The sequence below is a fragment of the Kitasatospora nipponensis genome (assembly GCF_039528135.1).
Taxonomy (GTDB): Bacteria; Actinomycetota; Actinomycetes; order Streptomycetales; family Streptomycetaceae; genus Kitasatospora; species Kitasatospora nipponensis.
Genome location: NZ_BAAALF010000203.1, coordinates 1 through 13,783, shown reverse-complemented (window position 1 = coordinate 13,783; position 13,783 = coordinate 1). Strand labels below are relative to the sequence as shown.

The 13,783-nt window shown below is 75.0% G+C and carries 12 protein-coding genes and 1 riboswitch; of the genes, 6 read left to right on the top strand and 6 right to left on the bottom strand.

The window, feature by feature from the left end; all coding sequences use genetic code 11:
* The 3 genes from ABD323_RS34415 to ABD323_RS34405 all read right to left on the bottom strand — a co-directional run.
* Positions 1-385 (bottom strand): RICIN domain-containing protein (locus ABD323_RS34415; RefSeq protein ID WP_344446007.1); only part of this gene is annotated, 385 nt, incomplete at its 3' end.
* Between the two features lie 168 nt (positions 386-553).
* Complete coding sequence (gene cobN, locus ABD323_RS34410) at positions 554-4,183, bottom strand: cobaltochelatase subunit CobN (RefSeq protein ID WP_344446006.1); 3,630 nt, start codon at positions 4,181-4,183, stop codon at positions 554-556.
* 105 nt (positions 4,184-4,288) lie between these two features.
* Positions 4,289-4,412, bottom strand: a riboswitch (cobalamin riboswitch).
* A 266-nt stretch (positions 4,413-4,678) separates the two neighbouring features.
* Complete coding sequence (locus tag ABD323_RS34405) at positions 4,679-5,149, bottom strand: GNAT family N-acetyltransferase (protein ID WP_344446005.1); 471 nt, start codon at positions 5,147-5,149, stop codon at positions 4,679-4,681.
* Between ABD323_RS34405 and ABD323_RS34400 the strand changes: the two genes are divergently transcribed.
* From ABD323_RS34400 to ABD323_RS34375, 6 genes are all read left to right on the top strand, one after another.
* Entirely contained in the window at positions 5,148-5,483 is a 336-nt protein-coding gene (locus ABD323_RS34400; protein ID WP_344446004.1) for a hypothetical protein, read from the top strand. The two genes, ABD323_RS34405 and ABD323_RS34400, sit on opposite strands and share 2 nt — an antisense overlap.
* A gap of 118 nt (positions 5,484-5,601) precedes the next feature.
* Positions 5,602-6,360, top strand: a complete 759-nt coding sequence (locus ABD323_RS34395; protein ID WP_344446003.1) for a Crp/Fnr family transcriptional regulator — start codon at positions 5,602-5,604, stop codon at positions 6,358-6,360.
* Positions 6,357-7,568, top strand: a complete 1,212-nt coding sequence (locus ABD323_RS34390) for a hypothetical protein (protein WP_344446002.1) — start codon at positions 6,357-6,359, stop codon at positions 7,566-7,568. Before ABD323_RS34395 ends, ABD323_RS34390 begins: the two co-directional genes overlap by 4 nt.
* 155 nt (positions 7,569-7,723) lie before the next feature.
* Complete coding sequence (locus ABD323_RS34385; protein WP_344446001.1) at positions 7,724-8,992, top strand: MFS transporter; 1,269 nt, start codon at positions 7,724-7,726, stop codon at positions 8,990-8,992.
* A gap of 130 nt (positions 8,993-9,122) precedes the next feature.
* On the top strand, positions 9,123-9,641 hold the full coding sequence (locus tag ABD323_RS34380; RefSeq protein ID WP_344446000.1) for a SigE family RNA polymerase sigma factor: 519 nt from the start codon (positions 9,123-9,125) through the stop codon (positions 9,639-9,641).
* Between the two features lie 53 nt (positions 9,642-9,694).
* Positions 9,695-10,624 carry a hypothetical protein gene (locus tag ABD323_RS34375; protein WP_344445999.1) on the top strand — a complete coding sequence of 310 codons (930 nt, stop codon included), beginning with the start codon at positions 9,695-9,697 and terminating at the stop codon, positions 10,622-10,624.
* 118 nt (positions 10,625-10,742) lie between these two features.
* Here the strand turns inward: ABD323_RS34375 and ABD323_RS34370 are convergent, their stop codons facing one another.
* The 3 genes from ABD323_RS34370 to ABD323_RS34360 all read right to left on the bottom strand — a co-directional run bounded on the left by ABD323_RS34370 (position 10,743) and on the right by ABD323_RS34360 (position 13,692).
* Complete coding sequence (locus tag ABD323_RS34370; RefSeq protein ID WP_344445998.1) at positions 10,743-11,465, bottom strand: dienelactone hydrolase family protein; 723 nt, start codon at positions 11,463-11,465, stop codon at positions 10,743-10,745.
* Positions 11,466-11,659: 194 nt separating this feature from the next.
* Positions 11,660-12,424, bottom strand: a complete 765-nt coding sequence (locus tag ABD323_RS34365) for a phytanoyl-CoA dioxygenase family protein (protein WP_344445997.1) — start codon at positions 12,422-12,424, stop codon at positions 11,660-11,662.
* A gap of 59 nt (positions 12,425-12,483) precedes the next feature.
* Positions 12,484-13,692, bottom strand: coding sequence for a hypothetical protein (locus ABD323_RS34360; protein ID WP_344445996.1), 1,209 nt, complete (start codon positions 13,690-13,692; stop codon positions 12,484-12,486).
* Positions 13,693-13,783 lie beyond the last annotated feature (91 nt).

Sequence of the window (13,783 nt, the reverse complement as noted above, 5' to 3'; positions counted from 1 at the left end):
CCCAGCCGTTGCAGTCCCAGAGCTGGACCTTGGCGCCGTTGTTGCCGATGGTGTTGAGGTCGCCGTCCAGGCACTTGCCGCCGTGGTTGTTGGTGAAGGCGGTGGTCTTGTAGACGATGTCCGGCTGGGCGGCGGTGTTCGGGGTGGCGGCCGGCAGCTGGGAGGCGTCGACCTCCATCACGTGCTTGCCGCCGGCGGGCCCGCTGGCGGCGCTCCCGGCGGCCTGCGCGGGTGGGGCCTGGGCCTGCGCGGGCGCGGCCTGGGCGGGCGCGGCCTGCGCGGGCGCGGCCTGCGCGGGATCGTAGGGTGCGGCCTGGGCGGCGCCCGCCAGGGCGAGGACGCTCGTGGTGGCGAGCAGGGCGAATCCGAACCGGTTCTTGCGCATGGGCGGTCCTCGAATTGTCGCGAGAGATCGTCGTGATGGACACTCTGTATGCGACGTTATCGAGCGATTCCAGGAGTGGCAAGGAAGTTGTCAATAGAGTGACAGTCAGAAGAAAGGCGGCCCGTTCGCACACCATCATGCGAACGGGCCGCCTTTCGTGACCGGACGTCAGGCCTGTCCGTCGTCCTCCAGCTCGCCCTCGGACTCCAGGAAGGCCGCCTGCAGCTCGGCCAGCAGCGCCGGGTCGGGCTCGGCCCACAGGCCGCGCTCGACGGCCTCCAGCAGCCGCTCGCTGATCCCGTGCAGGGCCCAGGGGTTGGCCGAGGTGAGGAAGTCGCGGTTGACCGGGTCGAGCACGTACTCCTGGGTCAGCCGCTCGTACATCCAGTCCGCCACCACGCCGGTGGTCGCGTCGTAGCCGAACAGGTAGTCCACGGTCGCGGCCATCTCGAAGGCGCCCTTGTAGCCGTGCCGGCGCATCGCCTCCAGCCAGCGCGGGTTGACCACCCGGGCCCGGAACACCCGGGCCGCCTCCTCGGTCAGCGTGCGGGTCTTCACCGTCTCGGGGCGGGTCGAGTCGCCGATGTACGCGGCCGGCGCCCGGCCGGTCAGCGCCCGCACGGTGGCCACCATGCCGCCGTGGTACTGGAAGTAGTCGTCCGAGTCGGCGATGTCGTGCTCGCGGGTGTCGGTGTTCTTGGCCGCCACCGTGATCCGCCGGTAGGCGGTCTCCATCTCCTCACGGGCCGGCCGCCCGTCCAGGCCGCGCCCGTAGGCGTAGCCGCCCCAGACCGTGTAGACCTCCGCCAGGTCGGCGTCGGTGCGCCAGTCGCGGCTGTCGATCAGCTGCAGCAGGCCGGCCCCGTAGGTACCCGGACGGGAGCCGAACACCCGGACGGTGGCCCGTCGTTCGTCACCGTGCTCGGCCAGGTCGGCCTGCACGTGGGCGCGCACGAAGTTCTCCTCGGCCGACTCCTCCTGGGCGGCGGCCAGCCGGACGGCGTCGTCCAGCAGGGCCACCACGTGCGGGAAGGCGTCCCGGAAGAAGCCGGAGATGCGCAGCGTCACATCGACGCGCGGACGGCCCAGTTCGGCCAGCGGGACGGCCTCCAGACCGGTGACCCGGCGCGAGGCGTCGTCCCAGACCGGGCGCACGCCCAGCAGCGCGAAGGCCTCGGCGATGTCGTCGCCGGCGGTGCGCATCGCGCTGGTGCCCCAGAGCGAGAGACCGACCGAGGGCGGGAACGCGCCGTCGTTGTCGGCCTGGTAGCGCTCGATCAGCGAGCTCGCCAGCGCCTGCCCGGTCTCCCAGGCGAGCCGGCTGGGCACCGCCTTGGGGTCCACCGAGTAGAAGTTGCGCCCGGTCGGCAGCACGTTCACCAGCCCGCGCAGCGGCGAGCCCGAGGGGCCGGCCGGCACGAAGCCGCCCTTCAGCGCGTGCACCACCGCGTCCAGCTCGTCGGTGGTGGCGGCCAGCCGCGGGACCACCTGGCGGGCCGCGAAGTCCAGCACCTCGGCGACCGCCGGGGCCAGGCCCGCGGCCACCTCCTGGACGGCCTCCGGCGCCCAGTGGGCCGCCTCCATCGCCTCGACCAGGGCGCGGGCGCGCGCCTCGGCGGCGTCGGTGGCGCCCAGCGTCAGCGCCGCCTCGTCCAGCCCGAGCGCCTCGCGCAGCCCCGGCAGCGCCGCGACGCCGCCCCAGATCTGCCGGGCCCGCAGGATCGAGAGCACCAGGTTGACCCGGTCCTCGCCGGCCGGCGCCTGGCCCAGCACGTGCAGGCCGTCGCGGATCTGCGCGTCCTTCACCTCGCAGAGCCAGCCGTCGACGTGCAGCAGGAAGTCGTCGAAGCCGTCGTCCTCGGGCCGCTCCTCCAGCCCGAGGTCGTGGTCCAGGCGGGCGGCCTGGATCAGCGTCCAGATCTGCGCCCGGATCGCGGGCAGCTTGGCCGGGTCCATCGCGGCGATGTTGGAGTGCTCGTCGAGCAGTTGCTCCAGGCGGGCGATGTCGCCGTAGGACTCGGCCCGGGCCATCGGCGGCACCAGGTGGTCGACCAGGGTGGCGTGCGCGCGGCGCTTGGCCTGGGTGCCCTCGCCCGGGTCGTTGACCAGGAAGGGGTAGATCAGCGGCAGGTCGCCGAGCGCCGCGTCCGGGCCGCACTCGGCGGAGAGCGCGGAGGTCTTGCCGGGCAGCCACTCCAGGTTGCCGTGCTTGCCCAGGTGCACCAGCGCGTCGGCGCCGAAGCCGCCGTCGCTCCGGTCGGCCGCGATCCAGCGGTAGGCGGCCAGGTAGTGGTGGCTGGGCGGCAGGTCCGGGTCGTGGTAGATCGCCACCGGGTTGGCGCCGAAGCCGCGCGGGGGCTGCACCAGCACCAGCAGGTTGCCGGCCCGCAGACCCGCGAGCACGATGTCGCCCTCGGGGTTGTGGGTGCGGTCCAGGTAGAGCTCGCCGGGCGCCGGGCCCCAGTGCTCCTCGACCCGGGCCCGCAGGCCGGCCGGCAGGGTGGCGTACCAGCGGCGGTAGTCGGCCGCCGGGATCCGGACCGGGTTGCGGGCCAACTGGTCCTCGGTGAGCCAGTCCTGGTCGTAGCCGCCGGCGTCGATCAGCGCGCGGATCAGCGCGTCGCCCTCGTGCTCGTCCGCGGTCGGCTGCAGGCCGGGCAGCGCGTCCGGGCCCTCCAGCGGGCCGATGTCCCAGCCCTCGGCGGCCAGTCGGCGCAGCAGCCGGGCCGCGCTGGCCGGGGTGTCCAGGCCGACCGCGTTGCCCACCCGGGCGTGCTTGGTCGGGTACGCGGAGAGCACCAGCGCCAGGCGCCGCTCGGCGGCCGGGATGTGCCGCAGCCGGGCGTGCCGCACCGCGATCCCGGCCACCCGGGCCGAGCGCTCGGGGTCGGCCACGTAGACGGTCAGGCCGTCCTCGTCCAGCTCCTTGAAGGAGAACGGGACGGTGATCAGCCGGCCGTCGAACTCCGGCACCGCGACCTGGGTGGCGGTGTCCAGTGGGGAGATCCCGTCGTCGCTGCCCTCCCAGGTCTCCCGCGACCAGGTCAGGCAGAGCGCCTGGAGGATCGGCCGGTCCAGCGCGGCGAGCGCGCCGGCGTCCCAGGCCTCCTCGTCGCCGCCGGCCGAGGCGTCCGCCGGGCGGGTGCCGCCGGCGGCCAGCACGGTCGTCACGATGGCGTCGGCGCGGCCCAGCTCGGCCAGCAGCTCGTCCGGCGCGCCGCGCAGCGAGGAGCAGTAGAACGGCAGCGCCTGCCCGCCGGCGTCCTCGATCGCGGCGCACAGGGTGTCCACGAAGGCGGTGTTCCCGCTCATGTGGTGCGCGCGGTAGTAGAGGACGGCGACCGAGGGGCCCTCGGTGCGGCGGGCGGCGCGCTCCAACGGTCCCCAGTCGGGGGCGGAGGCCGGCGCCGCGAAGCCGTGGCCGGTGAGCAGCACGGTGTCGCTGAGGAAGGAGGCGAGCTCGGCCAGGTTGGCCGCGCCGCCGTGCGCGAGGTAGGCGTGCGCCTCGGCGGCGAGGCCCGCCGGGACGGTGGACAGCTCCATCAGCTGGGCGTCCGGTGCCTGCTCGCCGCTGAGGACGATCACCGGGCGCGGGCCGGCGAGCAGTGCGTCCAGCCCCTCCTGCCAGGCGCGGCGCCCGCCCAGCAGGCGCACCACCACCAGGTCGGTGCCCTCCACCAGCTCGGGCAGCTGCTCGGGCGTCAGGCGGGCCGGGTTGCCCAGGCGGTAGCCGACCGGGCCGGTGGCGGCGCGGGCGGAGAGCAGGTCGGTGTCGGAGGTCGACAGGAGCAGGATCACGCGGCGGCCCTCCCGCGGCGGTCGGCGGTGACGGGCATGACGGTGCGCATACGGCGTGCCTTCCTCGGGGTCCGCGCCCCGTGGGGGAACCCCGGCCGAAGGCTGGGGGGAGGGTCGAGGACGGCAGGAGTTCCTGGCTCCCACGGCGACTGAACCGTGGTCACAGTGGCGGGACCGCACCGGCTTCGCACCGGTTTCCTCCCCTGACGCCGTCTCTGGCGTGGACAGGCCGACCGGCCCGTCCGGCGCCATCCTAACGGGCGGCCGCCGCGGGCCGACCGGGGGCGAGCGGGTCCCGCGGTGGCGGGCCCGCCGGCCGGCGATACGGCGGCGATACGGGGGTGGGCCACGATGGCCGCGACGGGTGCTTGGGCCGGTACTGACACGGGGGTCCGGCCCACGCCCCGCGCTCCACGTCGCCCGCCCCTGTGCCCCCACGACAGAGGCGCGCGACGGGGTGCGGACGCCGGGGCCGCCGCCGCCCGCGCTGCCGCACTACGGCAGGTCCAGCTCGCCGACCACCTGGTCGCCGCTGAGCTCCCCGGTGGGACGGAACCCCAGACCCAGGTAGAAGCCCTGCGGACCGTGCTCGCCGAGCCCCCAGGTGGTGGTCACCCGCGTCCCGCCGCGCCGGCGGACCTCCTCGGCCACCGCCCGCACCGCGAACCGCCCGTACCCGCGGCCCTGTTCCCCGGCGGCGATGTTCAGCCGCCAGAGGCCGTCGCGGGGCCGGTCCCGCGGGTCGGCGGGGTCGAAGCGCACGCCGAAGAAGGCCATCAGGAAGCCGACCACCCGCTCGCCGTCCACGATCAGCCGTGGCCAGGCGATCTCCTGGTGCACGTAGGCCTCGGCCAGCGACTGGGCGACCGGGGAGGCGAACTCCCGCTGCTCGGGGCGGACCTCCAGGGCGCAGGCGGCCAGCACGTTGTCCGGGGTGATCTTCTCCAGGCGGAGCGGGGACGTCATGCGAACCACCCTAACCAGCCTGGCCAGGGGATTGTCGACAGTGTCTGCGGAGCGGTGGCGGACACGGTCGGCGCTGAACGTCGGTTCGACCCTGGGGATCGCGGTGGCCGCCGGCCCGACGCAGCTGTGGGCGGCCGTGCCGGGCACCGGAGGGGCGCTGCTGGTGCCGGCCGCCGTCGCCGCCCTCGGGGTGCTGCCCGCCGCGTTGCTGCCCGCGGTGCGGGCGCTGCGGCGGGCGGAGGGTGCGAGCGGTTCACTCGAAGCGGGTGGCCGCGCACCGGGGCGAGGCCCTCGGACACCGCCAAGTCCGCTGGAGGAGTGCACCGTTCACTGATACCGGACACTCGGCAGAAGCATCGGCGCGGTCCCCTGCGCAACCCGTTCCGCTGCGCTATGTTCCGCGTGTATGCCCGTCCGTGGGGGCGGGTTGCCGACCGTTGGGGGCACGGCGCATGACGACGGCGCGGACACTGCTCGAAGCGAACGGGGAGGGGCCGGCCCGACTGCCGGCTCCCGTTCCCGCACACGGACCGCTCGCCGAACTCCCGGCGCCCGCCCGGGAGAAGCTCGGCCGGCTCGGCACCCGGCGGGTCTACTCGCCCGGAGAGGCGTTGATGATCGAGGGGGACCGGGACGACCGGGTCGCCCTGCTGCTGACCGGCTGCGTCAAGGTGGTGGGCAGCACCGAGGACGGCGGCGAGGCCCTGCTCGCGGTCCGGGTCCCCGGTGAACTCCTGGGCGAGCTCGCGGTGCTGGACGGCGGGCCGCGCTCGGCGACGGTGCTCGCGGTGCGCACCAGCACCACCCGGGAGATCGGCGGGACGGCCTTCCGGGCCTTCCTCGCCGAGTACCCCGAGGCCGCGGCGGCCGTCCAGCGTTCGGTCAGCCACAAGCTCCGCTCGGCCACCCGGCACCGGGTGGACGCCGGTTGCGGCACCGTGCTGGTGCGGCTCGCCCGCACCCTGCACACCCTGATCTGCTCCTACGGCCGTCCCACCGCCGACGGCCTGCGGATCGACGTCCCGCTCAGCCACGCGGACCTGGCCGCGCTCGCCGGGCTCTCGCAGGCCAGCGTCGAGCGCTCGCTGCGGACCCTGCGCTCGCAGGGGGCGATCCGCACCCGCTACCGCGAACTGGTGGTCAGCGACGAGCACGTGCTCTGCCGGGCCGCCGGGCTCTCCGCACGCACCGGCCGGGAGGCGGTGAGATGACCACCGGTCAGGAACCACGGCTGCGCCGGCTCTGCCTGGTGGTCGACATCGAGGCGTACGGCGGCCGCCCGTACTCCGTCCAACAGCGGGTCCAGGCCAAGCTCGACCGCGCGCTGGACCACGCGTGCGAGCGGGCCGGGATACGCCGTCCGCAGTGCGAGCAACAGGACCGGGGGGACGGGCAGTTGCTCCTGCTGCCGCCCGGTGCGGACGAGGCCAGGGTGCTGCCCGGCCTGGTGCTGGGCCTGCGGGACGCCCTGCACACGATGAACCGCAGCCCCGGCACAGACGGCCGGATCCGGATCCGCGCCGCGCTGGCCCAGGGAGCGGTGCAGCGGGCGCCGCTGGGCTACGTGGCGTGGTCGGTCGAACTCGCCTCCCGGCTGCTGGACTGCGCGGAGATCCGTGCCGCGCTCGCCGCGGCCGCTGCCAGTGACATGGCCCTGGTGGTCGCCGCCGACCTGTACGCGGACGCCTTCGCCACCGGCGCCGGCGGCCTGCCCGGGACCGCGTTCACCCAGGTCACCGTCTCCATCCCGGCCAAGCGCTTCGAGGCGGTGGCCTGGGTGGGCACCGCCGGGCGCGGGACGCTGGACGCCCTGCCGCCGGCCGCCGCCAGCGCGGCGCAGCGCCGCCGCAGCGCCCGCGCGGTGCTGACGGAGGTACTCGGCACCATCGGCGCGGGCCTGTGCCTGATCGCCCCGGGCGGCGGCGGAGGCGACGCGGGCGACGGCACGGAGGACGGCGCCGACGGCACGGGAGCGGGCGGGGGAGCGGGGGAGGGCGCGGGCGGCGCGACGCGGGCGTTGGAGGGGTGGGCATCGGGGCACCTGTTCGGCCCGCCCGCCCCGCACCACGACGTTCCGCACCACGACGTCCACCACCACGTCGCCCCGCACCACGACGTCCCACAGCCCGGTGTGCCGCACCACGAGGCTCAGCACCGGGACGCCCACCACGACGTCCACCACCACGGCGATGACGGGACGCAGCACGTCGCCTGGCACGCCGACGGCATGACGCCGGACGGCGTGCTGCACGGTGCGGGCCAGTACGACCTGTTCGACCACCTCCTGCACCCCTGGGGCCACGACCCCTCCTACGACGGGCTGTTGCACGACATCCCGCCGCACGACGCGCCCCTGCACGAGGACCCGCCGCACGACGGCCAGGGCCACCACCCGCACCCGCCGCACGGTGGGTCCTGACGGACCGGGGGACGGCGGGCGGGCCGAGACGTGGTGAGGGGCGGTCACTTCTCCTGGATCCCGGGGGACTTCACCGGAGGGGAGCCACGGACGCCCGGGTCCGCGCATGATCAAACAGCCGGACACGCCATGCGTCAGGGCAGTAGCCTACCCGAATGGCCATCTTGCATGTTGAGACAACTCCCACTTCAAACCTATCACCTGACGACCAGTCGCGCAAGTCCTCCTGGTGGGTCTCCCGGGGGTTGATACCCGAGCCGGGGCCGCGGCGGGTGCTCGCGCTCGTGAGCTTCGTCAACATGATCGGCAGCAGTATGTTCATGCTGACCGCCGCGCTCTTCTTCATCCGCTCGATCGGGCTCTCGGTCGCGCAGGTCGGCCTCGGGATGGGCATCGGCGCGCTGGTCGGCCTGCTCTCCGGGGTCCCGGTGGGGCGGCTGGCCGACCACCGCGGGCCGCGCGAGGTCTACCTGGTGACCCTGGTCGTGCAGGCCGCCGCGATGGCCTCGCTCGTGCTGGTCCACACCTTCTGGCTCTTCGTCGTGGTGGTCTCGCTCACCGAGCTGGCCGGCTCGGCCAGTTCGGCGGCCCGCGCGCCGCTGACGCGCGGGGTGTCCGGCGAGCGGCCCGCCAGGTTCCGGTCCTACCTGCGCGCGATGGTCAACGTGGCCTCCAGCATCGGGGCCCTGCTGGCCGCTCTGGTGGTCCAGCTCGACACGCACACCGCCTATCGGTGGCTGGTGCTGGGCAACGCCGTCAGCTTCCTGCTCAGCGCCGCCGTCGCGAGCCGGCTGCCGTCCCTGCCGCCGGTCCCGCCGCCGGCGACCGGGCGGCGCAGCGCCCTCAAGGACCGGCCCTACCTGCTCTTCTCCGTGCTCGGCGCCGTGATGGCCCTGCAGGGCGACGTCCTGGTCTTCGCCCTGCCGCTGTGGATCGTCGAACACACCCACGCGCCCCGCTGGTTCGCCGGCGCCAGCGCGCTGGTCAGCACGGTCCTGGTGGTGGGCCTCCAGGTCAGGGTGGGCCGGGGGATCGAGACGAACGCCGCCGCCGTGCGGGCCTGGCGCCGCTCGGGCTGGGCGTTCCTGGCGGGCATGACCCTGATCGGCCTGACCGGCGCCCTGCCCGGACCGCTCGCGGTCCTGCTGATCGCCTTGGGGGCCGGCATCCACACGATCGGCGAGATCCTCCAGGCGGCGGGCGCGTTCGAGCTGCGCTACAGCCTCGCACCGGCCCATGCGCAGGGGCAGTACGCGGGCGTCTCGCGGATCACCGGCGGCCTGGCGGACGTCGCGGCGCCCTCCGTGCTGGGCTTCCTCTGCCTCACCTGGGGCGCGCCGGGCTGGGTGGCGATGGGCGGCGTCTTCGTCGCGGTCGGCCTGGTGCTGCCGGCGGTCGTCCGCTGGGCCGAGCGCACGCGGTGAGCCGGCTGTGGCCGAGGGGGCGGGTCGGCCACCCGATGCGGTGGCGATCACAGGAACCGGTCCGCAACGTCGAGGTGGCTCGAAGCGTGTAACAGGGCGTCTGATCATCTGATGTCCGGGGGAAAACGTCATGCCGGAAGGGCTCGCCTTCGACGAGTTCGCCTCCAGTCGCGCGCAGCGCCTCTTCCAGACGGCGTACCTGATGTGCGGGGACTACCACCAGGCGCAGGACCTGGTGCAGACCGCCCTGTCCCGGCTCTACCCGGTCTGGGGGCGGCTGACCAGGCGCGAGGAGACGGTCAGCCTGGACGCGTACGCCCGCAAGGTCCTGCTGAACTGCTACATCTCGCACCGGCGGCTGCGCCGGTCGGGGGAGGTGGCCGTCGGCGATCTTCCCGACCGCGCCCCGCAGGGGCCGGGCGAGGACGGCAACGCGGCCCTGCGGGTGACCCTGCTGGAGGCGCTGAGCCGGCTGCCGCCGCGCAACCGGGCGGCGGTGGTGCTGCGCTACCTGGAGGACTACAGCCTCGAGGAGGTCGCGGACGCCATGGACACCACCGTCAGCGCCGTCAAGAGCCTCAGCTTCCGTTCGCTCACCACGCTCCGTCAGATCCTCGGCCCGGAACGGGCCCTGCTGCTGCAGGACTGACCGGGTCGTTCCCCCTGCTCCGCTGCTCCACCGCCCACGAAAGGCATGCCCCGATGGATCTGGACCAGGAGCTGGCACACGTGTTCCGTGCCGGCGTCGCGGATCTGACAGCTCCGGTGGCCGCGATCGCCGCCGAGAGCGGCCGGCTCGGCCGCCGCCGGCTGCGCCTGCGGCGGTTGCGGGCCGGCGGCGCCGTGCTCACCGTCGTCGCCGTGGCCTGGGCCGGTGCGCTCGTCGTCCGTCCGCACGGCCGGCCCACGCTCGTGACCGACCAGCCGGTCCCATCCGCGACCGCCGGCCCGACCGCCGCCGCCTCACCCACCACGCCGCCCGCGTCCGCCAGCGCGTCCGCCCGCGCCTCCGACGGGCCGCCCGACGTGCAGCTCACCTCGGGGGCGATGGTCAAGCTGTTGGCCGACCGTCTGCCGTCCGCCGGAACGTTCCTCAAGTACCAGAACCCGTACGCGGGCGGTGACCCCGCGCAGGACGTCGGTGCGTTCCTGCGCTACGACGACGGCCACGGCATCGCGGCCGTGCAGCTGACCCTGAGCAGGATCACCCAGCCCTTCCCGACCCCCGGGAGCCTCCCCGGATTCGCGGGCGCGCCGGTCGGGTGCGAGCTCACGTCCCAGCGTCCCAGCGACCCCCCGCCGGGGGCCCCCAGCTGCGACGCCCACCGGCTCGCCGACGGCAGCTGGGAGTGGGTCGAGGCGACCGACGCCACCGTGCCCGGCCTGTACGGCTACCAGGTCCTCGTCTGGCACCCCGACGGGTACCTGCTTGTGCTCTCCGAGTACGCCGGGACCATCAACGCCTCCGGCCACAAGGAAGCCGCCACGCGGCAGACACCGCCGTTCACCCTCGACCAGTGGCGGGCCCTCGCCGAGGACCCGGGCTGGCAGCCGAAGGTCCCCCAGGCGCTGGTGGACGAGGGCAGCCGCCTGACCGCCACCATCCCGAACGCTCCCTTCTCCGAGGGCTGATCGCCCGCGAGCAGCGCCGGGTGCCGCCATCGAGGAGGGTCACGACCCGTCCTCGACGGCGGCGTCCTCTCCGGTACCGGTACCGGTCCCGGTCAGGCGCCCGCCCGCCGGCCCGGCGTCACTTCAGGTGCCGGTCGTAGAACCGGGATCCGTCCTCCACCTCGAACCACGGGGTGCCGACGTGGCCGCCCAGATTGGCGTGCAGCGTCTTCTCCTTGCTGCCGAAGGCGTCGAACAGGTCCAGGGCCCGCTGCCGGGGGTTGCCCTCGTCGTCCCACTGCAGCAGGAAGAGCAGCGGGATGGTGATCTGTCGGGCCTCCTCGCGCTGGGCGCGGGGCACGTAGCCCCCGGCGAAGAGGCCGGCGGCCGCGATGCGCGGCTCGGCCGCCGCCAGCCCGATGCCGACGGCGGTCCACCCCGAGTACCCGACCGGGCCGGCGATCCCGGGCAGCGCGAGGAGGGCGTCCAGGGCGGTCCGCCACTCCGGCACCGCGTTCTCGACCAGCGGGGCGATGAAGGACTCGAAGATGTCGTCGACCGGCTCGCCGGCCCGCATCGCCCGGCGGAGCTCGGCGCGGGCCTGCTCGTCGGCGGCGGAACGGGGCCGTTCACCGCACCCGGCGGCGTCGATGGAGGCCACCGCGTAGCCCTGCGCCGCGCAGTGCCGGGCCCGGGCCACCAGTCGGGCCTCCCGCCTGGGCAGGCCGTTGTTGTGGGCGATGAGGATCAGCGGGGTCGGTGCGGCGGACTGGGGCGTCCACAGGGTGCCGGGGATCTCGCCGAGGGTGAACTCGCGTTCGAGGACGCCGTCGTCGAGACGCTGTTCGGAGGTGAAGTCCATGGTCGTGCCTTTCGGGAGTGCTCGCAGATGGCGCTCCCGGACGACCTATCGCCCGACCGTGACCCCGGAGGGGAGCACCCATGTCGATATCGCGTTCACGGGTACCACCTCCTCGTTCTCTCGCACGGCCTCCGGAAAGGTAACAGTGGTCCTCGTGCTCCGCCAACCGGTTTTCCAGGAGCCTCAGGGGCGCCTCACGGGCGCTCGGCGGGGGCGGTCGGCGCGGTCGGGGCGGTGCGCTCGCGGACCCGGTCGTAGTCGAGCCACGGGTCCTGCAGGAACGCGCGCCAGCGGGGGTCGTGGCCGGTGCGCTTGACCCGGAAGTAGACCGCGCGCCGCACCGCCGGCGAGACGTTGTCGCCGATGTTGTGGCCGAGCAGGTAGTGCGCCAGCAGCAGGTCGCCGGCCCGGCCGGTGACCTGCTCCGGCTCGGGCAGCGCGATCGGCGGGTAGCCGGCGGCGGTGAAGAAGGCCTCGGGGCCGTTGTCGCGGAAGTAGCGCGCGTGGGTGAGGTGGGTGCCCGGCCAGACCCAGAGGTTCCCGCCGTCGCGCTCCAGCTGGTCGGACATCAGCACCCCGACCAGCATCGTGAACGTGCCGGGCCGGCCGTCCGGCTCGTACAGGGCGCCGTCGATGTGGTGCATGCCCGGACGCTGCGGGTGGGGCGGGATGTTCAGCGCGACCTGGGTCTGCCAGGGGTGTTCCAGCGTGCCCGGAGCGGTGAGCGACTCGGCGAGGGCGAAGGCCGCGCTGTCCGTCAGCAGGGCGCCGAACTCCGGGACCCGCGCGGTCTCTGGGAAGTAGAAGTGCGGTCCGCGCACCTCGGGGCCCGGCGGGTCGCGCTCGATCAACCGGTCGATCGCACCGGAGGCCGCCGCGAGCAGGTCGCGCCCGACCACCTGCGGGACGACCAGAAAGCCGCGCTCGGCGAACTCGTCCATCTGTTCCTGGTTCAGCACGGCTCACACCCTAGGGAGACAACTTCCCGGTGACGAAAGGTTTTTCCCCAGCAACCGGGTCACCTCCCGGCGGTGGCCGGTGCGCCGAAGTAGAGCGCCTCGCACAGCTCGCGCGCCGTGCGGGCGTGCCGGGCCAGGTCGCGGCGCGGGCTGTCCTCCAGGCGGCGCCAGTGCCGGGTGGCCGCGGCGGCGGCCCGGCGCACCTCGGCGGGGGCGGCCGCCGGGTCCAGGCCGAGGCACTCGCCGGGGGTGCCACCGGTGGCCAGGGCCACCAGCGGGCCCAGCAGTTCGGCGGGCAGGTCGAGCCGCCGGGTGGCGACGTCGGCCAGCGCCTGCGCCAGTTCGTGCCGGCGCAGCGCGGGGTGGCGGCGCAACGCGCCGATCCGCTCGCGGGCCAGTCGCGCGGCGTCGGCGGGCGCCTGGGCGTCGGCGGCGAAGGCGGCCTCCAGCGCGCCGAGCGCCGCCACCGCGCGCAGGCCGTCCGCGGCGCCGACGAACCGGTGCCGCAGGTAGTGCGTCACGGCGCCGATGCCCGAGGCCTCGCGCAGCACCGCGAGCAGCGCGGCGGCCCCGGCCTGCCGGCCCGCACGATGCGCCGCGCGCACGGCCCCGAGCGCGACGTCGATGCCGTAGGGGCCGAGCAGCCCGAGCAGCCGGCGGCGTTCGGACTCCGTCAGCGGACCGTCCGGCCACTGGCGGAACCGGGTGGCGGAGTAGAGCGCGCGGGCCGACTCCTGCGGCGGCACGGCGGACAGGCGCCGCAGCAGGGCGGCGTCGGCCTCGGTGAAGTCGTCGCCCAGGGCGGTCTGGGCGAGCAGGCCGACCACCGGCAGCACCCCGTCGACCAGCCCGGTCAGCCGTTCGGCGTTGGTGGCGGCGACCCGGCGGGCGCGCGCCCAGGGGTCGCCGACGCCGTCGCCCAGCAGGTCGATGCGGCTCAGCACGCCGACGGCGTTCAGCGCGGTGAGCCGGGCGTCCGCGTGCCCGCGCAGGGCCTGCAGGGCCTCGGCGTCCCCGGCGCCGGGGTGCGGCATCACGTAGAGCAGGGCGTCGGCCTCGGCGAGCGCCGCCAGCGCGCTCTCGTCCAGGCCGCTGAGCGAGTCCATGCCGGGGGTGTCGACCAGCACGCAGCCCGCGCCGAGCCGCAGGCCGGTGGCCTCGACCAGCAGGTCGGCGCCGTCGCCGGGCGCGGCGCCGAGCGGGCCCGGATCGCGCGGGATCCCGCCGCCCGGACGCCCGCCCGGCCACCGCCCCCCCCCGCCCGGCACGGGGGGGGGGACGGGGAGGGCGACGGGCCGGGCCCGGGGCGCGGGCGGGTCGGCGCCCGCGGTGCACGTCGGCGCCGACTACATCCCCTTC